Source organism: Marinomonas balearica, assembly GCF_004362145.1.
In the GTDB taxonomy this organism is placed as follows: domain Bacteria; phylum Pseudomonadota; class Gammaproteobacteria; order Pseudomonadales; family Marinomonadaceae; genus Marinomonas; species Marinomonas balearica.
This window is the reverse complement of sequence record NZ_SNXC01000010.1, coordinates 233,155-260,144: the sequence shown is the minus strand read 5'-3', so window position 1 is coordinate 260,144 and position 26,990 is coordinate 233,155. Positions and strand designations below refer to the sequence as shown.

Here is a 26,990-nt window from a genome sequence, read left to right as displayed (position 1 = left end):
ACTACAATCCTGGGAATATTTCACCCGATAAAAATCCAGTACCGCTTCCTAGCGTATAACCTTCCGGTTTTGACTTTAGTATTTGTCCTTGTTTTTTTGCTTGGCTCCAAGACATATCATGCGGCTTAGTCTCGACATGGAAATGTTTACCATGATGCCGAGGGTTATAACCAGGGTCGCCGGGCTTTAAACCATGTGGGTGACTTTCATGTCGAATCTTAGTGCTAGAATTCGGAGTCCAAATTGTTCTCAATGTACCATCTGGTGTTGTCCCCACTTTCTTAGGAGATCCAATTAGAACACTCATTTCATCCGCTGTTTCAGGGAAAGCTCCACTCTTTATAAGATCCCCTTTTTTAGAAGATTCCTCCTCAGATTCCTTACAACTCAACCCCAGCGGGTCGATCCATTCTACTGGATTCGGGCAGTATTGGTAAGCATTGAGACCGCCGCGTAATCCGATTGGATCGTGGGTGATGTATCGACCTGTATGTGGGTCGTAGTAGCGGTGTAGGTTTTGATAGAGTCCGGTTTCTTTGTCTTCGTATTGGCCTTGGAATCTGAGTTTGGGGTCGTATTGGTCGCCGTTGTATTCTTCTTGATTGCCACCTTTTTGATTACTGGCTTTTTGAAAAGCTGCTTTTTGGCTTTTACGCTTGCCATAGGTTTCGAAGTCGCCTGTCCAGAGTGTTTCACCTGTGTCGTGTTGGTACACGGCAATGGGGGTGCCGAGGTGGTCGGTTTCGATATCTTGAACGCCAGTATCTCGATCATAGAGAGCGATCGGTGCGTGGCTATTGGGTTCGTATAGGTAGTAGTGTTGCCACGTTTTGTTGACGAAGTTGTGGTCGGCTTGGCGAACTTGGATGAGTTTTTGGCCTTGCCAGACATAACGTTCGCTGTATTGATACCAGAGTTCGCTGCCATCGTCGGCGAAATATTGTTTTTGGTCTTTGTGGTAGTCGGTCTGCCCTTCTGGGCGTTCGGTTTTATAGACTCGCTTTTCGGTTCGACGACCTAATGCGTCATATCGATAGTTCAGTGCTTGGGTAAGTTGGCCATGTTTGCGCTCTTCAAACGCCATAAGTTGGTGCTTGGCGTTGTAGATGAGGCGCTGTTCAATGCACTGGTCCTTGCCTTTTCGGATGGTAACGAGGTTGCCGTATTGGTCGTAGTCGTAGTGACGATCCCCCCAGAATGGCAGTCGGTTGTTGTCCAGTTGGGACACGCCTTCTGGAAGGAGGTTGCCTGCCTTATCTGTTTTATAGGTGTTACGAGATTCACGTGCTTGTGTCGTGCCTAATTCTGTCGAACAAACTTGAGTAAGAAAATCTCGGTCGGTATAGCCGTAGTCGATTTGGTGACTTCGACCACTATGCTCTTGAGTTCGAATGCTTTTTAAACGCTGTAGAGCGTCGTATTTGTAAGTCTTTTTGCTTAAATCGCGAGTCTGTACAGTGTGACCGTTTCGCTCACTCAAGCGATGCGTTTGTTGTTTTGTGAGCTGATGGGTGTCGTTATATTGAAAATCAGTTTGGTGACGACCTTGCACCTGTTGAGTAATCTGTCCTAAAGGATTGTGCTCTCGGCGAATAACAGGAATAGATTGATAAGGATGGTTGTCATGCGTTAATGCAAGATGCTGAAGTTGACCGTGAGCTCCCCATTGCATCTCTTGACTGAACTGCCAAGCGGCTTGTGTTCCATGTTTTAAAAACAAGTATCGAGTGGTGTTCGCGACCGCATGAAACGCTTGATAATGTACACGTTTAGGTTGGTTTAGGGCAGTGTAACCTTCGATCTCAATCTGATGACGAAAATCCTGTACGGTTCCCAGAGCCAATGGAAAAGAGTGTGTGACATTTTCGTTGGTGAGCCTTCCTAGATCGTCGTATTCAAAACCAATGTTCGCCCATGCGTTATCCGCTTTGTTAAGCTGACCATATTGATCATAACCATAATGGTGGATAACGTTTTTACGGTTGTCTGTCGCGTGGTGATGATGCTCTGCAACAAGTTGATCTCGTTCGTCGTATTCAAAACGAGATTCAATCTCCCCTTCTATTTGTCGAATACGTCGACCCAGACCGTCGTACTCGTAATGCACTTCGCGACCGTCTAGATAGCGATCTCTTATTCGACGCTCACAGCCATCGTATTCCATTCGGTGTGCTTGACCATTGCCGTTGTAGATGGCAATAAGATTACGTTCTTCGTCGTATTCGTAACGTTCACTGGAGCCATCCGGTAAACGCTTCTCCAACAGCTGAGCAAAGACACCGTATCGATAACTGGTTTCTCGGCCAACGGCGTCTTGATAAGCAATAACGCGACCAACAGCGTCGTATTGAAACTCTTCTGTTGACCCCGTTGCGTCTGTTTTAACGATCAGGCGGTCTTGATGGTCGTATTGGTAGTGTTCGGTTTGCCCATGCTGATCTGTGACGCTTTGTAGTCGCCCTTCCGTATCGTACTGAAAGGTTTGCTTCGACAGCAAAGTAGCACTGTCTTCTACATAGTCAATTTGACTAGGTTCGTGTTGGTCGCCGTCATACAAAGCATACTCAATCGGCTCCGGCCAGATAGAATGCCATTTATAACGATGCAGCCGACCTTGCTGATCAATGTATGACAACAATGTTAGTTCGTCATAGTGCCATCGCTCTTCTACGCTTACCTGTTGGGTGTTAAACGGAGTAACAGTTCGTCGAATCAGTTGTTCGTATCGATCATAGGTGAAACGCGTAATTTGGCCGTGCTCATCTTTCAGAAATTCGGGCAGATGCGTGTCTTTCCAATAACGTATGTGGCGTGTCTCGCCCGTTGGTAAACGGTATTGAGTAAGCCTTTGTTGATCGTCGTACTCGTAGGTGTGCTCTCGACCATTTGAATCAACATAAAACGAAACCTCTCCTTCGGGTGTATAGCCCCAGATTTGGGTGTGACCTTCAGGGTCGATGTATTTAACCTTTTGACCTTGATCGTTGTAGAAATAACGTTTTTTATAGCCGCGACCATCGGTAACGTGATGCTCATTTGGTTCAACGTGCCATTCAAATCGATAGTCATAATGTCCGTCAGCAGCATACTGTCGGGTGCATCGTGCTCTGGCGGTGCTGGAATCCCATTCGAAATAGAAAGCCAACCCCGTTTGGTTTTTGTGCTTAACAAAAAGGTGCGATTCATACTTATAGCTTGCAGGCGGTGTAAATGGCGTTTTAATACCAACAAGATCACCTTGTGTGTTAACGCGATAACGTACACATGTTTTTGCTCTTTCAAGAGAGTCCGTATTGGAAGAACTCTCGTTTTCACTATTTAAAGGTTGCTCTGGCTGTGTTGCTTGCTGTTGAGCAGTATGTCGAATCGAACGCCAGTAGCCGTTGCGCCCTAGATCAAAGTCGAGACGCGTCCCCCATGACGATGTCGCACGAATTAAGCTGTGATTATCGTCGTAGTGCAAAGCCCAATGATGTAGGTTGTCGCGAGTACGTATGCGGCTGAGTTTCTGCTTCGCCAGCGAGGTTAATCCGTCGACACGTTCCGGTGCAGCCTGAAACTCATACATGAAGCCATCTTTTAGGATTGAAAAAACGCCAGCAATTCTATGAAGAGCAATGCCACTGGGGTGCGTGATTCGAAGATTTTCGTTAACGCGGTCTGGATCAATATCAAACGCAACGGTCAGCCCTTGCTCTGTTCTCACTCGGACTTGGTTTTCTTCCTGTTGCAGCTGAAGATACCAAGGGTGACTCCAGCCATAGCCCAGTTCACTGCAATCCCGAATGGCGGAGGAACGATAAACACGCGTCCACTCTACGGGAATCGGGCCGGGCAAGTTAAAATCGGTGGCTTCGGTAATTTCTTCTCCTGTCGTCATGGAGATAGGATCGCCTTCTTTGTCACACCGTTCGTTGGTCAGGGTTGGCACACCATTGTCGTTTTGCGATTGGGTGGTTGCAGTTTGATGTGATTGTTTGGGTAATTGAGCAGTGTTCTTTTGGTGACGGCCGGTAAGCTGCTCAACTCGTTTCGAGACAACAATGGCGTATTTCTTAGGGGCTTTGTAGATGAACAACAATACTTGTACGAGAGGGCGTAGAGAAGAAACGATTCGAACTAAGGCTTTACTCTTAGACAAGCCACTGGCGGCAATTGCAGCAGAGGTGCCCGCAGGTCCAGCCGCGATTGTTCCGGCAATCATTAAGACGATATCGAATGCGGCTGCCCCAAAGAATTCCGCTTTTTCTTCAGTGGGCAAAGAACCAAACCAGTCTTTAGGGAACTGTATTAAGGCTTGCCACACTTCTGGATCACTCGCTAAAACCTCTAAAACTTGGTAAAGCTTCTCGGCTTGATCAAGGGTTTCATTGAACTCGTCACAGACATACGCATAATCCCCTTTTAACTCATCCAAACTGTAACCATCGGCCAGTTTTTCATAGAGATCAGAAGCAAGCTTTTCTGCGCCAGACGCAACAGTCGAAATACCTTCTATTACTGCATCGGAAATGTCCACAGCTTGATCCACAAAGGCATTAGCAAAAGCCCTAGAGAGCACATAGCCTTCCTCCCAAAAGCCCATTTCATTGAGCTTGGCATCCATTTCATTTTTGCGTGTTTGATTGTCCCGAATGGTGTCTGATAGCGCTTTTTTGAAGCAGGCTTTTAGCTTCTGAAGTTCGCGTTCATTTTGGGCAAAAGTGACGGAGTAACGACCCGGCTCATCCAATAACTCTTGTGCTTGAGCGGAGGAATCAAGTTGGCCTTTGATTTCGATTTGACGGCCTTCGTCTTCGCGTTTGACAACATAATCTAATTGAGGAATAACCTGACCATCGGGGTCTTCGTAAGCCAGATTCAGAGTAAAGGTTACGTGATCTACAACATTGTGACCGTGAGACTCACTGCTCTGTTGATTAACGGAGGGGACTAGAGCAGCTGATGCCGTTCCAGACGCAATTGAACCCGTTTGATGAGAGGCATCTTTGCGAGTAAGTGCGCAGTCTTTTACGACGAAAATTCGTTTTTCATCAGGGTTTCTACTTGAAAAAGGGCGGCGAACACGATACCACTGGCCTCTTCGTGTTTGCGCTAAACACAGAAAAACGTCGGAAGACGCATGCTGCCATTCGCTGGAGGTGTGTTTTGAAACCTCGCCCCAGTCAGACCAATGACCAGAAAGCAATCGTTTAGCTTGCGAAGGTAAGCGACTAACAACCTCTTTATCACCCACAAAAGCGTTGGAATTTGCCGACGTTCGCGCAAGCTCATCCGCGCTATTATGAATTGAAGAGTTCAGTGCTGCAGGCAGCACGGTGCGATAATCCTGATCGCTCATAGTAGATTCGTCCTTGATTCATCTATGGTATGCGGGGCAAGAGTCTAGAGTTGGTGTTTACAGTTTGCAAGTAGTTTTGTATTTATAAGAGGTTTCTATAAAGTAAAGCGCGCTTGCCTGCTAAGGCAGGCAAAGAAAGCAAACACCTAAAGTGCTGATCCAAATCAACGTTATTTTTTGGTTTAAACTTATACTGAATTTCATCCAGACAAACACGAGTGATTACCTGATCCACTTCGTATTTACTCTGGGTGTTCTCTCGATCGGGCACATCAGCCCTTTTAGCCGAAGTAACCCGATAAATGGTGATCGTGTTACTTCGGTTTTTTTATGCTTTTGGTTTTATTTGATCTTGTTCAAAAGCTGCTGATGCTGCGAGAACGTCGGGATAAAGAGCGAGAAAAACCGATTCAACATAAGCGATTTCTGTATGTATGTCGTCTAGAAATGGCGATAAATGATGTCCAAAACGCCAACGTCGCTGTATCGAGTAAATGGCTTTTTCTATACCTTCCAAGGTTCCTAAATTAGGCAGCCAATTATATTCATTTAACGACTTAACCATTGAACATAAGCGAGGCGGGCACAAAGAAATGTCCTGCGACAGCCCTTCTATCACCCTTTCAGAAAACCGTTCAAACGGCTCGTTACTGAATGCCGACCAATGCCGTATAAGCCAGTAATCCATAAAAACATCTTGCACAATTCCAGCAAACCGCCGACGACCTATTCTTTCGATTTGGCGATATTCAAGGCTCACTTGATGATTGTCTACAAGCGAGTCCACCATTTGGTGCAACGCCCACCCTTGATAAAGCTCAGAATCACGCTGAGGTTGTCCGCCGAAATCGGCGATCAAGTTGCCTACAAATGAAGTATTGGTGACATCTGCAATGTGCAAGTGCGCAATATAATTCAACCCTTTACCTCATAGCATTTACGACGCTTATTGTTATTCATATGCGACAATTATTGACCTCAATGTCAGGATTACCATGTTAGACGATATTAACACTCGCATTCATAAACTCAAATTTGTACTATATCGCCTGATCTTGAAGATCATGGATCCCCTAACAGTTGGCGAAATAAAAACCGAATACAAAAATTCGGTTATACAGAATACGCGTAGTTTTACGCCAAAATTAATAACTTAATGGTTATTCTGTTAGGAAGGCACTTATATGCCTACTTGATAGGAACTGCCTCTGTCGAATAATGATCTCTTAAAATGAATAGCAACTGTATCAACGATAAAAAAACGTCCAATCTACACCTCTCCAGACATACGCTGTCTTCTCATTTAAACACCGTCTCTAAGCGATGGATTGTACTGGTAGGTATGATATTAAGCCTGCTATCAAGCTACTCTCACGCAGCCACGCTTCGAATGGCGTTCGACAACAACATTGTATCGCTTGACCCTCACGAATTACTCTCAGAAAGCAATTTACAGTTTTCTCACTTGGTTTTTGACCCACTGGTAAGGTGGAAAAAAGACGGTTCATTGGAGCCTAGACTGGCAACCCGCTGGGAACAAATTAACGCTAAAACCGTTCGTTTTTATCTTCGCGAAGATGTGCATTTCATATCGGGCAATGAATTCAGTGCCAAAGATGTTGCCTATACGCTCAACAGACTGAAAGGGTCTCCGGACTTTAGAGCCATGTTCGATACGATCCAAGGAACAAAGATTATCGATCCTTACACGATCGATGTAATCAGCGTTGCACCTAACCCGCTTACATTGAACATCATGACGTACGTGTTTCCCATGGATAAAGCATTTTATCAAGGTAGAGACAAAATCGTTAAATATGGCAAAACCTTTGCTTCAAAAAACGTATCTGGCACGGGCGCGTATTACATCGTTGAGCGACAGCCCGGTATTAAAACCGTATTAAAACGCAACCCTGACTATTGGGATAACGATTCAAAGGGCAATGTTGATAAACTCATACTCACCCCGATAAGAAACGCGTCTACCCGACTCGCTGCTCTTTTATCGGGCGACGTCGATTTCATTTTCCCTATTTCACCAATCGACATACCTAGAACGAAGCAAGTAAAAGGCATCAAGGTGCGAGCACTGCAAAGCTCCCGCATCACGCTTTTGCATATGAATGAATCTAGAAACCCGGCACTTAAAGATATTCGGGTTCGCAAAGCGATCAATCTTGCTATCAATCAACGGCTGATTGTCGAAAAAATACTTAAAGGGTATGGCACAGCCGCAGGTCAATTAAGTGCAGATCGTTTTCTCGGTCACGATCCTAAAATACAGCCAGAATACGATCTCAGCAAAGCGCGGCAATTACTAAAAGAAGCGGGATACGAGGCTAATCTGAACCTAAGTATGATGGCCTCTAACAATCGTTATGTTGATGACAAACTGGTTGCTGAAGTCATCGCTGCTATGCTTGCTAAAGTGGGCATTAAAGTTAATCTAAAAACCTTACCTAAAGCTCAGTATTTCCAAGAGCTGGATCGCCGCCAGGCTGATCTAATGATGATGACGTGGCAATCCGATACACTTGATTCAAATAATATTTTCGAATTTTTAGTTGCGTGCCAAAATGACGATTCAGGGCTTGGGGCATACAATGCAAGTGAATACTGTAACATCAGCATCAATCAGGCTATTCGTATGGCCAACACGGAAATGAACCCGGAACGTAGAATAAGATTGTTACAAAGTATCGAACGGACAGTTTACGACGATGCTGCGGTAGTTCCCCTTTTTTGGAAATCCTTAAATTGGGCTGCTAAAAAGACCGTTCATTTTGAAGATGTCGTTAATGATCAAAATTACCCTCATATTGACCGTCTTGTAATCTCAGGCGATGAAGGAAATAATCTGTAATGTTGCGTTTTTTACTTCGCCGATTCATTCAAGCGATCGTCGTAATGGTCGTCATCTCAATTATAAGCTTTTCTATTCAAAGCCAAATTGGTGACCCCACGCAGCAATTACTCAGCCCTACCGTGAATCAATCAGAACGTGACGCATTAAGAGAAACACTCGGGTTAAACGACCCTGTAATGGTTCAATATTGGCATTTTTTGCAAGGCGTCGCTAAAGGTGATTTTGGTGTATCGTACTTTCACAAAGAACCCGCATTGGCGCTCATCTTGGATAAGCTACCAGCGACGCTAGAACTCATCGTATGCACTCTGGTAATTATGATTCTTGTGGCAACACCGTGCGGCGTGGTCGCGGCTATTCACCCTCGTAGTCTCTTTTCAAGAGCTGTTATGCTCATCAGCTCACTGGGAATATCTGTTCCCATATTTATCATCGCGATTTTGATGGTGTATGTGTTTTCTATTCAAATGCAGCTTATGCCAAGCTTTGGACGAGGGGAAACCGTACATGTATTTGGTTCATGGGAAACCGGCTTATTATCTAAAGACGGACTCGCCCATTTGGCCTTGCCTGTTTTTTCACTGTCTATTGCCATTATGCCTATTTTTATTCGCTTGATTCGAGCCGAAATGCTCGAAGTGCTCGAATCGGATTACATTCGTTTTGCATGGTCAAAAGGCTTATCGTCTGCGCGAATTTATTTTATCCACGCCTTAAAAAATACCGCCTTACCAATCATTACCATCGGTGGAATCCAAACAGGAACACTCATTGCGTATACCATATTTACCGAGAGTATCTTCCAGTGGCCCGGAATGGGTTTCTTATTCATTGAAGCGGTGGGGAGAGCCGACACTCCGCTGATTTCAGCCTACTTAATTGTCGTTGGCTGCATTTTCGTCCTAACAAACACCGTAGTCGATCTGATTTATGGGTTGGCCAATCCAACAGTGAAATTTGAGAGCCATACGTTATGATCGGCCATAAACATACCGATTTTACTCACCCGTCACATTCAAGCAGATTGCATCATATTTGGACGGGCGTTATTGGCGATAAGCTCGCTATTATGGTGTGTGCAGCCTTTATATTTTACTGTGTCGTAGGCATGTTAGCCCCTTTAATAGCGCCTTACGATGTGAACAGTCCTGATTTTGTAGATCTTCTAAATGCCGAAATCGCGCCGTATTGGATCAGTGCTGATGAGCGATTTCTTCTAGGTACAGACTCACAGGGGCGAGATCTACTTTCCATCATTCTGTATGGAACACGACTGTCGTTGACAATCGGTATACTGGCCGTTGCCATTCAAGCGCTGATTGGAATTTGTTTAGGATTAATTTCTGGATACGTTGGCGGTCGCCTTGATAACTTTTTAATGCGTTTTGCAGATGTCCAGCTGTCGTTCTCAACCATTATGACGGCAATTGTGTTTCTTGCCTTATTTCAGACGGCGTTCGGCATTAATGTGTACGAAGATCTAGCAATGTTCATGTTAATACTGGTTATTGGTTTAGCGGAATGGCCATTATTTGCTCGCACAGTGCGCGCTTCCGTATTGGCCGAAAAGCAAAAAGAGTACGTAGATGCTGCCCGCATCATGGGAATCAGCAAAACACGCATCATGTTTCGACACATTTTGCCCAATACTCTGACACCTGTCTTAGTTATTTTTACCATTCAAATAGCAAACGCCATTATTGCTGAAGCGGCATTGTCGTTCTTAGGCTTAGGCATGCCATCTACCGACCCTTCATTGGGTGCTTTGATCTCTTCTGGATTTCGCTACTTGTTCTCAGGCGCTTGGTGGATCTGCGTCATTCCCAGTGTCGCTCTCATAGGGCTTATTCTGGTTATGAATTTGTTAGGCGATTGGTTACGTGATTACTTAAATCCACGTACCTACAAACACTGATGCGCAACGGTAGCAAAGCATGAGCTTATTAACAGTTAAAAATCTGAATGTGGCATTCCGTTTAGGAAAACAGGAACTGCCTGCCTTGATGGACGTCAGCTTCTCATTAGATCGAGGCGAAAGAATCGCATTCGTTGGCGAATCCGGCGCAGGAAAATCCATTCTTGGCTTTTCCATTGTTAATCTTATTAGCAAACCTGGTTATATACAGTCTGGTTCCATCAAATTAAATAAGAAGGAAATTATCGGTCTCAATCGTCGTCAGATGCAGGAAATCCGAGGCAAACGGATTGCGATGATTTTTCAAGACCCTATGATGACTCTTAACCCAGTCCTTACCATTGGACAACAACTCGTTGAAGCAATAAAAAGTCACACGAACATTACGTATCGTGATGCGAAAAACATCGCAATTGAAAAGCTCTTGTCGGTACAAATCGCCTCTCCTGAAAGGCGTTTTAATCAGTATCCGCATGAACTCTCGGGCGGAATGAGACAGCGCGTGATCATTGCCGCGATATTACTGCTCAATCCAGACGTTATCATTGCCGATGAGCCAACTACCGCTCTCGATGTTACGATTCAAGCAGAGATTCTTCAGCTGTTGCTTGAGATTTGCAAAAAGAACGACGTAGCCTTAATTTTGATCAGTCATGATTTAGGCATTGTTTCGAAAGTCGCCGAGCGTACCCTCGTCATGTACGCAGGTCGAATCGTTGAAGAAGGCCCCACATTAGAGCTGATCAACGATCCGCAACATCCCTATACACAGGGACTTTTAAATGCTTTACCTCAAATGGCATTACCCGGACAAAGACTCAATCAAATTAAAGGGAGCATGCCTTCACTGGCAGACCGCCCAAGCGGCTGCGCGTTTCATAATCGTTGCCCATACGCGATGGAAAAATGTAAGGATCAGCAACCTGAGTTTATTCATAGCGGAATCTCAACCGTTTCCTGTTTCATGATTGAGGAAATGTTAGAAGAAGAACGTAATGCACAGGAGGGCTTACTATGACGCAAATACCTCTCGTGCAGATCAGCCATTTGGAAAAGACATTTACCAAGGACAAAGGGATCTTTAGCCCCTTTCGTTTTAATAAAGGCAAGTTTCAGCGTCAACAAGAAAGTGTGTATGCGCTTAATGGTGTCAACCTCACGATCCTAAAGGGTGAAACGCTTTGCGTCGTCGGTGAAACAGGGTGCGGTAAATCCACACTGGCTCGCACGTTAATGGGCTTAACGCCCCCCACTTCGGGTGAGATTCACTATCTAAACGATAGAATTGATCATTTAGATGATAACCAGCGACTGTTGTACCGCCGTCGAATGCAAATGGTATTTCAAAACCCCTATGCTTCATTAAACCCAAGGATGACCGTTTACCAAACACTACGGGAAGCGATTTCATTTCATAATCCGCAAATGAAGCGACGCAACATCGACGAAAAAATTGAGGGTTTGCTGAATTCTGTCGGGCTGTATGCCGATGCGATGGATCGATATCCTCACGAGTTTTCCGGTGGGCAACGCCAACGGATTTCTCTCGCGAGAGCATTATCTGTGGAACCTGAGTTTATTGTCGCCGACGAGCCTCTGGCTGCACTGGATGTGTCCGTTCAGGCTCAGGTGTTAAACCTCATGATGGATAAACAAGAAGAACAGGACCTGACTTATTTATTTATCACGCACGATTTGGCCGTCGTAGAACACTTTGCCACACGCGTTGCTGTAATGTACCTCGGTAAAGTATGCGAGCTTGCCTCTAGAGAAACGTTATTTTCAGCCCCTAAACACCCTTATACCAAGGCGCTTCTCTCCGCCATCCCTCGATTGGATACAAATGCGCCTGAACTGATTAGGCTGAGCGGTGAAGTTCCAACTCCGATGGAAAAACCCATTGGCTGTGTTTTTCAAGCACGCTGTCCAGATGCAACACCCCGTTGCTTTTCTGAGCCTCCCATCATGAAAAAACAGAAAGACGGTTCAAGTATTGCGTGCCATGTACATGAAGAGGATCAAACTTCATGATCGTGACATCAACTAAACCGTCAATCGACGCAATAGATAAAAAGCGCACTAACACCTGTGTTTTGTCGCAAGGAGCCACCCTATGGAAATAAGATGGCTTGAAGATTACATTGCACTGGCAAAAACCCGACATTTTTCGAGAGCTGCGGACGAACAGAATGTAACTCAGCCTACCTTCAGTCGACGCATCAAACTTCTAGAAGAAGAAATGAAAGTCACACTGATAGACAGGAATACGCTGCCGCTGTCTCTGACGCCTGCTGGAGAAGTCTTCTTACAGAGCGCTGAGCTGATCACTCGACAAATTCGTGATACGAAAGAAAAGTGTCAGGAAATAAAGCAGCTGGAAGAGTCTCGCATTAGCTTTGTGACGACACAAACATTGTTTTTAAGTTTCTATAAAGAGTCGCTAGAGCCATTTTGTCATGACATCGACATCTCGATGGACGTCAATATGAAATCAAGCTCGTGGATTGGCATTGATTTCATCAATTCGATAAAAGACAAACAATCGGATTTAATGCTGTGTTTTTGGCATCCCGCCATCGACTTTTTTAGAGAAATTGATGAAGACCAATTTGACTATTTGGTTGTCGGTCGAGAGGCATTACTTCCAATCAGCGCAGCGGATTCAAACGGCGAAGCCAAATTTGAGCTACCCGGTTCTAAAAAACGCCCTCTTCCTTATATTGGCTATTATGAGAACTCATTCTTACACCCTGTGATCCAGCACCATCTGCAACGACAGCGAGACATGCCTCAGTTAGAAACACTCACTGAAAACTACAACTCTGTCAGTGTAAAAGCGTTAGTCAAAGAAGGGTACGGTATTGGCTGGATTCCAGCGAGTTTGCTCTCAGATACATTAACCTACGGCAAAGTCGCGCTGGCAGGCGATGAAAATTGGCACATTCCATTAGAACTCCGATTGTATCGAGACAAAAGTAATCAAAACAGCAACCTGCTGCATTTTTGGCAGCAACTAAAAGACTATTTAGATGTAAAAGGACGGCTTTAACGTCGTCTAATTTAGATAATCTGAGTACATTAATGTATGGCTCTGGTATGATGGCGCGATTGCTAACAACCTGAGTCAAAACATCGTGTCGAACTTCTCTCATTCCTTACCACTCGCTTTGCCCACCGAACTCACAAAACTTCTCGGAGATATGGGATTTAAAGGCTTCACCCCTGTTCAAGAACAGTGTTTGCCAGACATGCTGGAAGGAAAAGATGTTCTGGCTCAAGCCCAAACAGGAAGCGGTAAAACTCTCGCTTTTGCGATTGGCCTACTTCTTCGAATCAATCCTCGTTACTTCTCTACTCAAGCATTGATTATGTGCCCAACTCGTGAACTTGCCGATCAAGTATCAAAAGAGATTCGTCGAGTTGCCCGCTTCATGAACAACATCAAAGTTCTCACACTTTGTGGAGGAATGCCTTTTGGACCTCAAATTGGTTCCCTTGAGCACGGCGCACATATCGTTGTAGGCACACCGGGACGGTTGTTGGAGCATCTCAGAAAACGCACACTTTCACTGCAACATCTAAACACTCTGGTTTTAGATGAAGCTGACCGAATGTTAGACATGGGTTTTGTCGACAGTATTCGTGATGTTGTTTGTGAAACACCTAAAACACGTCAAACATTGCTCTTCAGTGCTACATATGGCGACAATATCGAAGAAATCAGTCGCGAGTTTCAAAACAACCCTATTCAGATCGAAATTGACATTGAGAGCGATTTAAAACCTGATATAAAACAGTTCTTCGCTCGCACTGGAAAAGCGCAAAAGTACGAGACCTTACTCGACTCGTTGGCTTATTTTGGCCCACGACAAGCAATCGTATTCTGTAATACCAAAGCAGACACTCAGGATGTTGCCGATTTTCTCAATGACCAAAGCGTTAGCACTGTCGCCATTCACGGTGATTTGGAACAAAAACAACGCGATCAAGTATTGGTTCGATTTTCAAATAAGAGTGCCTGCATCTTAGTGGCGACTGACGTGGCGGCTCGCGGCATCGACGTTAAGGAAATTGATCTGGTTGTAAACTTCGATACCACGCGTGATATCGATGTTCACACTCACCGCATAGGAAGAACAGGCCGAGCTGGGCATTCAGGGCAAGCGATTAGCTTTATTACAGACAAAGATGACTACAAGCTGAACGGCATTATTGAACGCTTTAACATTACACCTGAGTTCATTGATCTTCCGGAAACACCTTCGTCTTACTCTCTGGCTCCTGAAATGGCGACCATTGCTTTCGACGCAGGCCGAAAAAACAAACTTAGACCGGGTGATATTCTAGGCGCGTTAACGGCAGGATTGGGGTTAGAGAAAAGCGCTGTTGGTAAGATCGACATTTACGATTTTCAAGCCTACGTTGCGGTTCAAGCGAATCTGGCTAGAAAAATTGTGAAGTCTCTTTCTGACAAAAAGATTAAAGGCCGTACTATTAAGTCTCGCGTTTTACGATAAGTACAGCGGCACGCCAAACACGCATAAGCATGAAGCAGAGTGGTATGACAAAGACAATATTACGTTTGATGAGTTCACCAAGAGTGCAAAGCTTAGGGTTTTGTCTTGGTTTTCTCATCATCTCATTTGCCACTCTTTTGCCCGCTGATGAACTTCCTCCGGTTCCTGGAGGCGATAAGCTACATCATATCGTTGGTTTTGGTGGGTGGGCGCTGCTCTCTTGCTTCGGGCCGTTTAGGCGATTTCTCGCCTACGCCATGTTTATGATTCTTTGGGGCGGTATTATTGAGTTGATACAACCCTACGTAAATCGATATGGTGAATGGCTCGATTTCTTTGCCGACGGCGTTGGTGTGGTTTTAGTTCTCGCAATCACACTCCTAATTAAAAGCCTAAAGAAAAACACCCTCTGAACATCTATGGCATAGATACTGCTTAAGTTAATTTTAAGGAATATTTAACTTAGGAGCCTATCATGTCCTCATCAGAACTAATGCACACGCAGCTTCTCAGATCGTTGTTCGATGCTGCGCTGGATATTGCTCAGCCAAATAAATGTATATCTCGCCATCTCCCAACAAAAACCAGTGGTAAAACCATCGTAGTCGGTGCCGGCAAAGCATCCGCAGCCATGGCGAAAGCATTGGAAGAAAGCTGGGATGGGCCATTATCCGGCACGGTCGTCACACGATATGGTTATGCGGTTGAATGTGATCAAATAACCATACTTGAAGCCGCCCATCCAGTTCCTGATGAAAACGGTCTTATTGCTGCACAAGCCATTCTCGATGAGGTAAGCAATTTAAATGAAGACGATCAGGTCATTGTCCTTATTTCTGGTGGCGGCTCTGCACTGTTACCTTGCCCAGTTGACGGTTTATCTCTTAAAGAGAAGCAGGAAGTTAATCAGGCTCTTCTAAAGTGCGGTGCGAACATCGTTGAAATGAATACAGTGCGTCGTCACCTTTCTAAAATTAAAGGAGGACAACTGGCCGCGGCATGCTTTCCCGCCAAGGTAACGACGCTCTTAATTTCAGATGTTCCCGGCGATGATCTACCTTCTATTGCATCTGGTCCAACAGTGGGTGACACCACAACATGCGCCGATGCACTCGCCATCATTGACAAATACTCCATTCCTATCTCTGAGACAGTAAGAGAGAATTTATTATCAGGAAAATATGAAACCATTCATCCAACGGATCAAAAATTAGAACGTTGCGAAACGCAATTAATCGCGACACCGCAACTGGCACTTGAAGCCGCTGCGAAACGAGCGAAGAGTTTAGGAATTAAGAGCTTAATTTTAGGTGACAGTATAGAAGGGGAAGCCAGAGAAGTCGGTAAAGTTATGGCAGGAATAGCCAAACAAGTCCGCATATTTGGTCAACCGATTGAACCACCATGTGTGTTACTTTCGGGCGGTGAAACGACCGTCACACTTAAAGGAAACGGGGTTGGAGGCCGTAACGTGGAATACTTATTATCGTTAGCCATTCAATTAGCGGGCGAAAAAGGGATTTCAGCCATCGCCTGTGATACTGACGGTGTAGACGGAGCAGCCGAACTGGCGGGTGCGCTCATGACAGATAAAACACTTGAGTTAGCGAAACAGAAGTCACTGAAACCAAGTGCGTATTTAGACAACAATGACGCACACACCTTTTTCACTAAATTAGATTTTTCAATCGATACGGGGCCGACTCTCACCAACGTGAATGACTTTAGAGCCATATTTATTGATAAATAGGTGCGTACGCCCCCAATAACTCGATCATTTTAAATCAGCTTTCAGAGCATTCTATATAACGATCTTCACATAAATCTTTGTAGAATAGCTCTGCTCTAAGCGGACGAGAAAAGAGGAATCCTTGGAAAAAATGACAACCTAACTGCTCTAAACACTGCTTTTCAGCTGCACTGCTGACACCTTCTGCAATTACTCTCATATTCAACTTCTGCCCAGTTGCAATAATAACTTCAACAATAGAAGCGTCATCAGACCCTTTAAGTAAATTTGAAACAAAAGATCGATCTATTTTCAATACATCCAGTGGCAGGTGACTCAAGTATTTTAACGACGAATATCCCGTACCAAAATCATCAATTGCAAACGTAATGCCGTACTCTTTTAAGAGCGCCATTTTCTTTGATGCAATATCAAAACTGCTGACGAGCATATTTTCCGTTATCTCCAATTCCAGCATGGAACCGCTTATTTCATGTTTCTTGAGTATCTCAACGACATCTTGAACAAAGCTTCCATCAACAAACTGAGAAGGACTAACATTAATGGATACCCTTTGGAATTGCTCAGGCAACCCTTCAACCTGCCAATGTCTTAGCAGCCTACACGCCTCTTCGATAACCCAAAGTCCAATCGCAGACATCTGGCCACTCTCTTCAGCAACTGACAAAAAGTCATTGGGATAAATCAAGCCTTTTACAGGATGCCGCCATCTAATTAGCGCCTCGGCTCCAACAGTACAACCGAGCGAGTCTATTTGCGGCTGGAACCACAGCTCAAGTTCCTCGTTAGCCAATGCGACATGAAGCCCTTCTTCGATAGAAAGGCGTTGCGTGGCCACTCGCTGCATCTCGTGATCATAAAATTGATAATTATTTTTACCAGATGCCTTTACTCGATACAGTGCTGTGTCTGCACGCCGAATAATATCCAAACAGTCTCCGCCCTTCTGCGGAAAGATTGCAATTCCGATACTAACAGTACAGTGCAAAACATTGCCTTCGATATTCATCGGCTCAGCCAAACGCTTCAACAGTGACGCTGCAACCGTTTTTGCCATCAGCGAGCAGGACTCTCGTCCGTCACCCATCTCGGGCAACAAGATAACGAACTCATCACCACCAAATCGTGAACAGACTGCATGTTTAGGAATCACTTCTGATGCACGTTGGCCGATTTCACACAACAGCAAATCACCAATTGAATGCCCTAATGAGTCATTGATCGTCTTAAAGCGATCAATGTCAAAATACATTACCGCACCAAATGTTTTGCTAACGGTATGCTTATCTATTTCACGTGTAAGAATTTCAACTAATGAACGTCTATTGGGCAACTGCGTCAGGGGATCAAAATACGCAAGTTTATGCATTTGCGCTTCAGCTTCATCCCTTTCTCTCCACGCATCTTTAAAACACTGAATCAGATGACCCAGTTCATCATCTCGATCATAGGGATCATTTTGTATATGATTTCGTGCGCTAAATGTCTCGACCCAACGAGAAATATCCGCAATGGGTTTCGACAACCCGCGATAAAGTACAACAAGCAGAACCAAGGTAAGTACAGAGGTAGATAATAACCCAGTAAATGCCGTGGTTATTGCTCTTCGGGCAAACCCTTCGACGACAAAACCAACATCAACCCAAACATCCACCTTCCCCCTCATATCAGGGCTTTTATTCAGTGTGAGCGGCACAATAAAATGATCAGGTATATTGAGCTTCTCGTAGAAGTACTGGACAAACCAAACATGTACTTCAGGTTCACTTCGGACACTTAGCGCGAGAGTGTCACCGAAGTCATCAATAATAGAGGCTTTATAAAAACGACGATCGGAAACAAGCGAATTAGACACATTCTGCGCTACTTCCTCATCTAAATTGTATACGGCGGTCGCCGCTGCCTCTGAATGAAAATCAATGACCTTCTCTATTTCACTAATTTGACGGCCACGCTCATCCGACAAATCGAGATACACCTGAATCAGAGACGAAACAAACCCGATAGACAAAGACAATAATAAAATGTACTTCGCATGTCGAATTGCAAGATGTTGTTTAATGCTCATATCCTTGACTACAACCTAATTCAGATAGCGAGATCGAATAGAAGAATACACTCCATTTGCTTTTAATCTACTCAATCCTTGATCGAATACCGTGACCAGCTCCTTACTGTTCGTAAAAGGTTTACTAATACACAAATGCAAATCTGTTGCAGTCGAATCAACAAAAGGAGTAAACGTTAATTGATCGCGAACGCCCATGAGTTTCGATTGGTATTTCGTGGTTTCACTGCCATTGAAAAAAACATCAACATCTCGGTAAAGTATACTCGTTATGCCATTTTCAATATTTTTTGTGGTGTGAAACGGTACGCCATTTTTTTTAAGATTATTCAAGACGCCCCACCCTTCCACTCCTACGACCTTATACTTGGCAAGATCACTTACTTGTGACACATTGCCAATGTGCTTGTCTGTCGCGCTGATTGCCGCCTGATTAATTTGGCTTATGGGATCACTAAACAACATATATTCGATTCGATCTTTACGTTTAGAACAGCTTATCGTGCCTGCAATTAAGCCTTTTTTCATTGACTTAATTATTCGCTTCCAAGGCATGACTTTGACAGTGGCGGATATGTTCATTTCACGAAATGCCGCTCGAACGATATCGACATCCATACCAGAAGTTGCTCCGTGCTTATCAGACTCTATTAAATATGGCGGGTAATCTACAATGTAAAAAGTAACTAACGAGGGCGTGCCTGCGAACGAAATCGACGAGCAAAAACAGATCAAAACCCATTGAACGGCTATCGCGAAGTTTTTCATAGGTAGTCCTTTTCAATATTCGATAACTTTAGAAAAACCCTATATCGAATAAGGTTTAGTTTAATCTTTGTGCATCACCAAAATCTATACAAAATAAAAACAAAACACCTAAGAGAAACATTACGATACATAAACAACATCCATGTTAGTTTATGTAACAATTATTTCGATATAAGAGTCAAAGTATCGTCACTGGCCGCACATAAAACACCCTTTTTATCCTAATTGCGTCACCACCCTCGTCATATAAGGAAATAAAATTGACAATATATAACCGATCGGTCAAAGTTTTATTAATATTTCTCATAGGTTCTTGCATGAGAATTGCTTAATGAACTGTAAACCAAACTTTACTGCGCCCATTCTTGCTATTCACATACACTTTAAAGCACTGATTGGCGACATAATTGATGGCTAGGAGTAGCGTCGTGATTCAGTTTTTACTCAACCAAGAACTAAAACAAGAAACACAGTTAGACCCCAATATGACTGTGCTAACCTATCTAAGACAACACCTTAGAAAAACAGGCACAAAAGAAGGCTGTGCATCTGGAGACTGTGGAGCATGCAGCGTTGTTTTAGCAGACGTTGTCCACGGTAAATTACGATACCGCTCAATAAATGCCTGCTTAACCTTTGTCAGTGCTCTTCACGGAAAACAACTCATTACCGTCGAAGATCTACAAAACCAAGGTAAATTACACACTGCGCAACAAGCAATGGCAGATTGTCATGGATCTCAATGTGGCTTTTGCACTCCAGGCTTTGTGATGTCTCTTTTTGCCTTGCAAAAAAATGTAAAAGACAAAGAAGAAGACGCTGCAGGAAGTGCAGAAATTCAAGAAGCTCTCGCGGGGAACCTCTGTCGGTGCACTGGATACCGCCCTATTATAGAAGCCGCTCAACAGACCATCAGCGACCGCACCTCTGATCAATTTGACGCTCAAGAAAATGCTACTATTGCTCGCTTACAGACTATCTCAAAAACAGCACCAGCCCTTTTGACGGACAATGGCAATACGGTTTACATACCGACTAAGGTAGAACACGTCACTGAATATCTAAGCGTTCATCCGAACGCTAGGTTACTCGCTGGAGGAACAGACCTCGCCCTTGAGGTGACGCAATTCCATCGTTCTATTGAATCCCTCATCTATTTGGGCAACGTTTCAGAGTTAAGTCATATTGACGACACCTCAGACACGAATGAAATTACGCTTGGTGCAGCAGCACCTTTGTCAGATTGCTACTCAGTACTCGCTCGATATTTCCCAGATTTTGGTGAGCTTCTACATAGGTTTGCTTCACTGCAGATTCGAAATCAAGGCACGTTGGGGGGCAACATTGGCAATGCTTCACCCATTGGTGATTCACCGCCTCTTTTAATCGCTCTCGGTGCATCAGTGATTCTTCGAAGCAGACAAGGCTCACGTCGTTTAGCGCTTGAAGATTTTTTTATCGATTACAAACAAACGGCATTGGCGGAAAGTGAGTTTATTGAAAAGATCATTATTCCAAAACCCACATCCGAAACTTCGTTTAAAGCCTACAAAGTGTCGAAACGGCTAGACGACGATATCTCCGCTGTTTGCGCGGCCATTAATGTCGAAATCACAAATACAAAAGTGACTAAAGCGATACTCGCATTTGGGGGGATGGCAGCGATTCCAAAACGCGCCACGCAAGCGGAAGCCAGCTTGTTAGGGCAAGAGTGGAATTCAAACACCATTGAAAAAGCGTGCGAAGCGTTGGCAACCGATTTCAGTCCACTGTCCGATTTTAGGGCGAGCCATCAATACCGCACTCTCATTTCTCAGAATCTGTTACGAAAATATTTTATTGAACGTTCATCAGAACAAGACGCACAACCTCAATTCTACGACGCGACGCGAGTAACTGCCCATGTCTAATCATTCTTCTCCAACACTCAGCCAAGTGGAACTAGAAGCTCAATTTAAAGGTGAATTAAAAACCGGAGTTGGGCGTGGAATAAAACATGAAAGCGGTGACAAACACGTCAGTGGCGAAGCCCTCTATATAGACGATAAGCTGGAGTTCCCGAATCAACTCCATTTGAGCGTACATACGAGCACTGAAGCGCACGCAAAGATCCTCGACATTGACACCTCTGATTGCTTTAACGTCCCTGGGGTCGTTTCTGTCTTTACAGCAAAAGATGTTCCGGGAGAACTTGACGTGGGTCCAGTACTTGCTGGAGACCCTTTATTAGCAGACGATGTAGTCGAATATTTTGGTCAGCCTATTGTCGCAATAGCGGCCACCTCACACGAAGCAGCCACACTTGCTTCACATAAAGTTAAAGTTGTATACGAGCCGCTTGTCGCTATATTGGACGTGAAAGAAGCTCTGGAAAAACAGCATTTCGTTCAAGACAGCCATCAGCTTGTTATTGGTAATAGCGACGCGGCGCTAGAAAAAGCCAAATATCGCCTAAAAGGCGAGCTGAACATCGGCGGGCAAGAGCATTTTTATTTAGAAACACAAGTTGCCTCGGTGTTACCAACCGAAGATGGCGGAATGATTGTTTACAGCTCCACTCAAAACCCCACAGAAGTTCAAAAGCTTGTAGGATCTGTTCTCGGCGTTCCCATGAATAATGTTCTCGTCGATATGCGCCGTATGGGTGGTGGATTTGGTGGCAAAGAAACTCAAGCAGCTCCCATAGCATGTTTATGTGCAGTAGCAGCCCAGTTAACGAAGCGTCCGACTAAAATGCGCCTACCTCGCGCACTGGACATGTCGATGACAGGTAAACGCCACCCTTTTTATGTTCGATATGATGTCGGATATGACGATGAGGGTCGAATTACAGCCATGAATATGGATCTCGCTGGGAACTGCGGCTATTCGCCAGATTTATCGGGATCTATTGTTGATCGGGCAATGTTTCATGCCGACAACGCTTACTTTATTGAGCACGCCACTATCACGGGGTATCGCTGTAAAACCAATATTGCTTCCAATACCGCTTATCGAGGGTTTGGCGGTCCACAAGGTATGGTTCCAACTGAAGACATCCTTGACAGGATTGCACGTAAACTCGGTAAAGACCCTTTAGACATACGTAAACTAAACTATTACGGTAAAGGCACTCGCAATATAACGCCTTACCATCAAACAATAGAGCACAATATTCTTCCTGAAATCACCGAAGAATTAATCGAAAGCAGCGATTACTATACGCGACGTGCTGAGGTGCGCGACTTCAATACAAAAAGCCCGTATCTAAAAAAAGGGATTGCCTTTACGCCTGTTAAATTCGGCATATCCTTTACCAATTCATTTTTAAATCAAGCTGGCGCGTTAATTCATGTTTATTCGGACGGCAGCATTCATCTAAATCACGGCGGCACAGAAATGGGCCAAGGCTTGAACACTAAGATCCAGCAGATCGTGGCTGAAGTATTTCAAGTTGAAGTCGGTACGATTCAGATTACTGCGACCAATACTGAAAAAGTACCGAACACCTCGCCTACCGCCGCCTCCTCAGGAACAGACTTAAACGGTAAAGCGGCACAAAATGCGGCACTAACTATAAAGCAACGCTTAATCGATTTACTCTGTGCAAAGTTTTCTGTTTTGGAAAGCGACATCGAGTTCAAAAATGGCCAAGTAAAAGCAGGCCAAACCTTTATGTCTTTCAAAGAATTAATTGAACTTGCCTACGTCAGTCAGGTATCTCTTTCTTCAACCGGCTACTACAAAACACCTAAGATCTATTATGATCGGGACAAAGCCGCTGGAAGACCCTTCTACTATTTCTCTTACGGATTGGCATGTTGCGAAGTATTAGTAGATACCTTAACAGGAGAATATAAGTTCACTCGCACAGACATTTTGCACGATGTTGGCGCTACGTTGAACCCGGCAATCGACATCGGGCAAATTGAAGGCGGCTTTATTCAAGGTTTGGGTTGGTTAACCACAGAAGAACTTGTTTGGAATAACAAAGGAAGACTGATGACCAATGGCCCAGCAAGTTATAAAATCCCTGCCATTGCCGACATGCCATCAGATTTTCGCGTCAATTTGGTTGAGAGTAGAAAAAACCCAGAAGACACCGTTTACCACTCCAAAGCTGTGGGTGAACCTCCATTTATGTTGGGAATCGCAGCTTGGTGTGCAATAAAAGACGCGGTCGCCTCGATTGGGGATTATAAAATCCATCCAAATATTGACGCGCCAGCGACGCCTGAACGCGTTCTAATGGGAATAGAACAACTCAAGCGCGAAATGGCTAACTAAGGCCTTGCCCGCTATGAGACATAAACAGATACATTTAAAGAGATACATTAAAAGAGAGTACAATGACAATTAAAGCATGGCGCTCGTCCATCATTCATTGCATCGCAGATCCTTCAAAAGTCGGCAATGATAACGCTTATGAGTATTTCGAAGACGGAATTATCGTCGTTGAGAATGGCATCATTACACAGCTTGGTCACGCTCATGACCTTATTGCAACATTAGCACCCAATGTCCAAGTCGAAGAACACCCTGATGGATTGATCCTGCCTGGGTTAATCGACACCCATATTCATTACCCACAAACCGATATGATCGCCGCATACGGCGAACAGCTTCTTGAATGGCTTAATAAATATACGTTCCCAGAGGAAAGCAAATTCAAAGACAAGGCGCATGCTAAAGATGTGGCTGAGCGTTTTACTCAAGAACTGTTGAAAAATGGCACAACCACAGCGCTTGTATTTGGAACCGTGCATAAAGAGTCGGTCGATGCATTCTTTGAAACCGTAGAAACACAGAACCTTCGTATGATCTGCGGCAAAGTCATGATGGACAGAAATGCACCAGATTACCTAACAGACACACCGCAAAGCAGCTACGAAGACAGCAAAGAGCTTATTGAGCGATGGCATGAAAAAGGTCGTCTGCATTACGCCGTAACACCGCGTTTTGCTCCCACCAGCACACCGGAACAACTGCACCAAGCCGGCAAACTGCTTAAAGAATTTGATCGCTTATACTTACACACACATTTATCGGAAAACGTGAACGAATGCGAATGGGTTCAATCACTGTTTCCAGAGAGCGAAAACTACCTTGATGTGTACGACAAACATCAACTGTTAAGCGAACGCTCTGTTTTTGCTCACGGCATTCACCTGTGTGACAGCGAATACCACAGGCTACATGACACTGGTTCTGCTATCTCGTTCTGCCCAACGTCTAATCTATTCATTGGTAGCGGCTTATTTAAACTCGATAAAGCCGAAGAACATAACGTTAACGTAGGTCTCGGAACCGACGTTGGCGGCGGCACCAGCTTTTCATTGTTAACAACCTTGAGCGAAGCGTACAAGGTGACTCAATTACAAGGAAAGAACCTCAGCCCGATCAAATCCCTCTATCTTGCGACATTAGGTGGCGCTGAAGCGCTCAGATTGGAAGAAAAGATCGGTAATCTAAAACCAACGACTGAAGCCGATTTCATCATTCTAGACAAACAAGCGACTCCCCTTATCGCTAAACGGTTAGCAAACACACACAACATAGAAGACCTGCTGTTTGTTCTAATGACGATAGGTGACGACAGAGTAATAAAAGAAACGTATTCAATGGGTGAAAAAGTCTATTCAAAGCCCACAACATAAATCTATTCAATAAATCTTTGCTCGATCAAAAAACCTGTTGGGTTTAGGTGTCTGCGGCATCTAAACCCAATCATGCCGTCTAAGTTGTTGCCATTAATTTTTTACAATCAGTTCCGAATTTGGCTAGTCCGCCGATAAAACCCAGATATAATGCAAAGCGTATTTCTATTTGAGAGCACGCTATGATAGATGCCAATGTATGTCGTAAGGCAAGGTTATCGAAAGACCCAAGGTTCGATGGTAAGTTCTTTACTGCGGTTAAAACCACAGGAATATACTGCCGAACAGTTTGTCCTGTGCGTGCTCCAAAAGAAGAGAATGTCATATATTTCTCCAATGCCATCTTAGCCGCGCATGCCGGTTATCGTCCTTGCCTTCGCTGTCGTCCAGACAGTGCGCCTAGCTCTCCCGCGTGGAAAGGGGTGGGTGCCACACTAGAACGCGCCATCAAGCTCATTGACGAAGGCTATATTCAGGACCATTCCTTACCTCAATTGGCTACTAGGCTTGGAGTGACTGACCGATACCTTCGCAAACTGTTTGATCAACACATTGGCGTTTCGCCCAAGCGCTATGCTCTTTACCAGCAGTGTTTGTTTGCAAAAAAACTATTGCACCAAACTCAACTTCCTATTTCGCAAATAGCCCTTGCAAGCGGATTTAACAGTATACGCCGCTTTAATGATTGCTTTAAAACCCAGCTCAGTTTATCGCCCACCCAAGTACGAGCAGAAAAAAACAAAAGCACCTCTACGATCCGCCTAACTCTGTCTTATCGACCGCCTTTTAACTGGCCTCATCTTATCCAGTTTCTTAAGAAGCGTATGATAGAAAACATGGAATGGTGCAATGAAAACAGTTATGGAAGGAGCTTTAATGGGTACGGAGCATCGGGGCACTTTACTCTTCACCATCAAGAGAGCACCCACCAATTTCAGGTTGACATAGAGTTAGATGACATCCGCGCGTTGAAAGCCGTCGTCAACAACATTCGGCGTATATTTGATCTAGATTGCGATCTCAGCGCCATTGAATCTGATTTATCCAGCGCTTTAGGAAGCAACCTAGAACTTACATCAGGGATTCGACTTCCCGGTATATGGAGCCTTTACGAAGCGGGCATTCGAGCCATTCTAGGCCAGCAAATCTCCATAACCGCCGCCAAAGATTTAGTTTCGCAACTGGTGGATACACTAGGAGATGAGTTCAAAACTGAAAGCGCAAACCATTTTGAAACAATCAAACTCTTCCCCTCGCCTGCGGCTGTCTCTCAAAGCGACTTAGCCTTTCTTAAAATTCCGCAATCCAGAAAGAACACACTAATTGAGTTCAGTCATTATTACCTCAACGCGGTCTCTCCCGACGACACTGAAGCTTGGAAGTCCATCAAGGGAATTGGCGACTGGACAATACAATACGCCCGTTTAAGAGGACTAAGTGATCCCAACATCCTTCTAGTAGGAGATTTAGGAATCAAAAAAGCCATAAAACAATCCGAGATAAACTTTGATGCCAATACAGCATCACCATGGAATAGCTATTTAACGTTTCAGCTTTGGAGCAAACTGACATGATTTACAACGATTACTTTGAAAGCCCCTTAGGGAAGATCGAAATAAAAGCATCCGAAGAAGGTATCACACAAGTTATATTCTGCGGTGAGCAAACAACTGAGGTCATTTCGAGTCCGGTTATAAGGGAGTGCCAACAACAATTGGACGCTTACTTTTCCAGACAGCTGAAACATTTCACCTTGCCATTAGACATGCAAGGAACCGATTTTCAGAAACGAGTTTGGCAGATACTCACCCATATTCCGTTTGGAAAAACACTAAGTTATATGGACATCGCCGAGCAGCTAAACAACCCTAAAGCCGTTCGCGCTGTGGGCGGAGCGAACGGACGAAACCCAATTAGCCTGCTCGTCCCTTGCCATCGAGTCATTGGAAAAAAAGGAACACTAACAGGCTATGCGGGTGGTGTTGCTCGCAAGCAATGGCTTCTAGAGCACGAAGGCATCACAGTAAACGATAAAAGTGACAACAAAGAAAAGCTGAACGAAGCGATCCATCGCCGACAGGACAAGACGCAGTTTCTGGATTAAAGGCACAGTTTCTGGACTAAACACA

19 protein-coding genes are annotated in these 26,990 nt (G+C 44.5%); 14 read left to right on the top strand and 5 right to left on the bottom strand.

Annotated elements, in window-relative coordinates; translation table 11 throughout:
* Position 1 precedes the first annotated feature (1 nt).
* The 3 genes from DFP79_RS06305 to DFP79_RS06295 form a co-directional block, all read right to left on the bottom strand.
* Complete coding sequence (locus tag DFP79_RS06305; protein WP_133503091.1) at positions 2-5,341, bottom strand: RHS repeat-associated core domain-containing protein; 5,340 nt, start codon at positions 5,339-5,341, stop codon at positions 2-4.
* Between the two features lie 82 nt (positions 5,342-5,423).
* Positions 5,424-5,612: a hypothetical protein gene (locus DFP79_RS17955; RefSeq protein WP_133503090.1), complete on the bottom strand. Its 189-nt coding sequence runs from the start codon at positions 5,610-5,612 to the stop codon at positions 5,424-5,426.
* 57 nt (positions 5,613-5,669) lie between these two features.
* On the bottom strand, positions 5,670-6,260 hold the full coding sequence (locus DFP79_RS06295) for an acyl carrier protein phosphodiesterase (protein ID WP_133503089.1): 591 nt from the start codon (positions 6,258-6,260) through the stop codon (positions 5,670-5,672).
* Between the two features lie 312 nt (positions 6,261-6,572).
* On the opposite strand from DFP79_RS06295, the gene DFP79_RS06290 reads away from it, so the two are divergent.
* The 9 genes from DFP79_RS06290 (at position 6,573) to DFP79_RS06250 (ending at position 16,389) form a co-directional block, all read left to right on the top strand.
* Positions 6,573-8,204: an ABC transporter substrate-binding protein gene (locus tag DFP79_RS06290; RefSeq protein ID WP_133503088.1), complete on the top strand. Its 1,632-nt coding sequence runs from the start codon at positions 6,573-6,575 to the stop codon at positions 8,202-8,204.
* Positions 8,204-9,184 carry an ABC transporter permease gene (locus DFP79_RS06285; protein ID WP_133503087.1) on the top strand — a complete coding sequence of 327 codons (981 nt, stop codon included), beginning with the start codon at positions 8,204-8,206 and terminating at the stop codon, positions 9,182-9,184. The genes DFP79_RS06290 and DFP79_RS06285 overlap by 1 nt, the downstream gene beginning before the upstream one ends.
* Positions 9,181-10,122, top strand: coding sequence for an ABC transporter permease (locus DFP79_RS06280; protein WP_133503086.1), 942 nt, complete (start codon positions 9,181-9,183; stop codon positions 10,120-10,122). The genes DFP79_RS06285 and DFP79_RS06280 overlap by 4 nt, the downstream gene beginning before the upstream one ends.
* 19 nt (positions 10,123-10,141) lie before the next feature.
* Positions 10,142-11,140: an ABC transporter ATP-binding protein gene (locus DFP79_RS06275; RefSeq protein WP_133503085.1), complete on the top strand. Its 999-nt coding sequence runs from the start codon at positions 10,142-10,144 to the stop codon at positions 11,138-11,140.
* Positions 11,137-12,153 carry an ABC transporter ATP-binding protein gene (locus DFP79_RS06270; protein ID WP_133503084.1) on the top strand — a complete coding sequence of 339 codons (1,017 nt, stop codon included), beginning with the start codon at positions 11,137-11,139 and terminating at the stop codon, positions 12,151-12,153. The genes DFP79_RS06275 and DFP79_RS06270 overlap by 4 nt, the downstream gene beginning before the upstream one ends.
* An 82-nt stretch (positions 12,154-12,235) precedes the next feature.
* A complete protein-coding gene (locus DFP79_RS06265; protein ID WP_133503083.1) occupies positions 12,236-13,171 on the top strand; it encodes a LysR family transcriptional regulator in 936 nt (311 codons plus the stop codon).
* An 85-nt stretch (positions 13,172-13,256) separates the two neighbouring features.
* A complete protein-coding gene (dbpA, locus tag DFP79_RS06260) occupies positions 13,257-14,639 on the top strand; it encodes an ATP-dependent RNA helicase DbpA (RefSeq protein ID WP_133503082.1) in 1,383 nt (460 codons plus the stop codon).
* 44 nt (positions 14,640-14,683) lie between these two features.
* Positions 14,684-15,052 carry a VanZ family protein gene (locus DFP79_RS06255; RefSeq protein ID WP_133503081.1) on the top strand — a complete coding sequence of 123 codons (369 nt, stop codon included), beginning with the start codon at positions 14,684-14,686 and terminating at the stop codon, positions 15,050-15,052.
* Between the two features lie 62 nt (positions 15,053-15,114).
* Positions 15,115-16,389 (top strand): glycerate kinase type-2 family protein, encoded by a 1,275-nt coding sequence (locus DFP79_RS06250; protein ID WP_133503080.1) that lies wholly within the window; start codon positions 15,115-15,117, stop codon positions 16,387-16,389.
* A gap of 34 nt (positions 16,390-16,423) precedes the next feature.
* On the opposite strand, the gene DFP79_RS06245 is transcribed toward DFP79_RS06250, so the two are convergent.
* Positions 16,424-18,457, bottom strand: coding sequence for a putative bifunctional diguanylate cyclase/phosphodiesterase (locus DFP79_RS06245; RefSeq protein WP_133503079.1), 2,034 nt, complete (start codon positions 18,455-18,457; stop codon positions 16,424-16,426).
* A 15-nt stretch (positions 18,458-18,472) separates the two neighbouring features.
* Positions 18,473-19,225 (bottom strand): substrate-binding periplasmic protein, encoded by a 753-nt coding sequence (locus tag DFP79_RS06240; protein ID WP_133503078.1) that lies wholly within the window; start codon positions 19,223-19,225, stop codon positions 18,473-18,475.
* 428 nt (positions 19,226-19,653) lie between these two features.
* Here DFP79_RS06240 and xdhA point away from each other — a divergent pair, with 428 nt between their 5' ends.
* The 5 genes from xdhA (at position 19,654) to DFP79_RS06215 (ending at position 26,965) form a co-directional block, all read left to right on the top strand.
* The gene (gene xdhA / locus DFP79_RS06235) at positions 19,654-21,135 is read left to right on the top strand and encodes a xanthine dehydrogenase small subunit (protein WP_133503077.1); all 1,482 of its coding nucleotides are present in this window, start codon (positions 19,654-19,656) and stop codon (positions 21,133-21,135) included.
* The gene (gene xdhB, locus DFP79_RS06230) at positions 21,128-23,491 is read left to right on the top strand and encodes a xanthine dehydrogenase molybdopterin binding subunit (RefSeq protein WP_133503076.1); all 2,364 of its coding nucleotides are present in this window, start codon (positions 21,128-21,130) and stop codon (positions 23,489-23,491) included. Before xdhA ends, xdhB begins: the two co-directional genes overlap by 8 nt.
* A gap of 62 nt (positions 23,492-23,553) precedes the next feature.
* Complete coding sequence (guaD, locus tag DFP79_RS06225; RefSeq protein WP_133503075.1) at positions 23,554-24,861, top strand: guanine deaminase; 1,308 nt, start codon at positions 23,554-23,556, stop codon at positions 24,859-24,861.
* Positions 24,862-25,043: 182 nt separating this feature from the next.
* Positions 25,044-26,435, top strand: coding sequence for a DNA-3-methyladenine glycosylase 2 family protein (locus DFP79_RS06220; RefSeq protein ID WP_133503074.1), 1,392 nt, complete (start codon positions 25,044-25,046; stop codon positions 26,433-26,435).
* On the top strand, positions 26,432-26,965 hold the full coding sequence (locus tag DFP79_RS06215; RefSeq protein ID WP_133503073.1) for a methylated-DNA--[protein]-cysteine S-methyltransferase: 534 nt from the start codon (positions 26,432-26,434) through the stop codon (positions 26,963-26,965). Before DFP79_RS06220 ends, DFP79_RS06215 begins: the two co-directional genes overlap by 4 nt.
* Positions 26,966-26,990 lie beyond the last annotated feature (25 nt).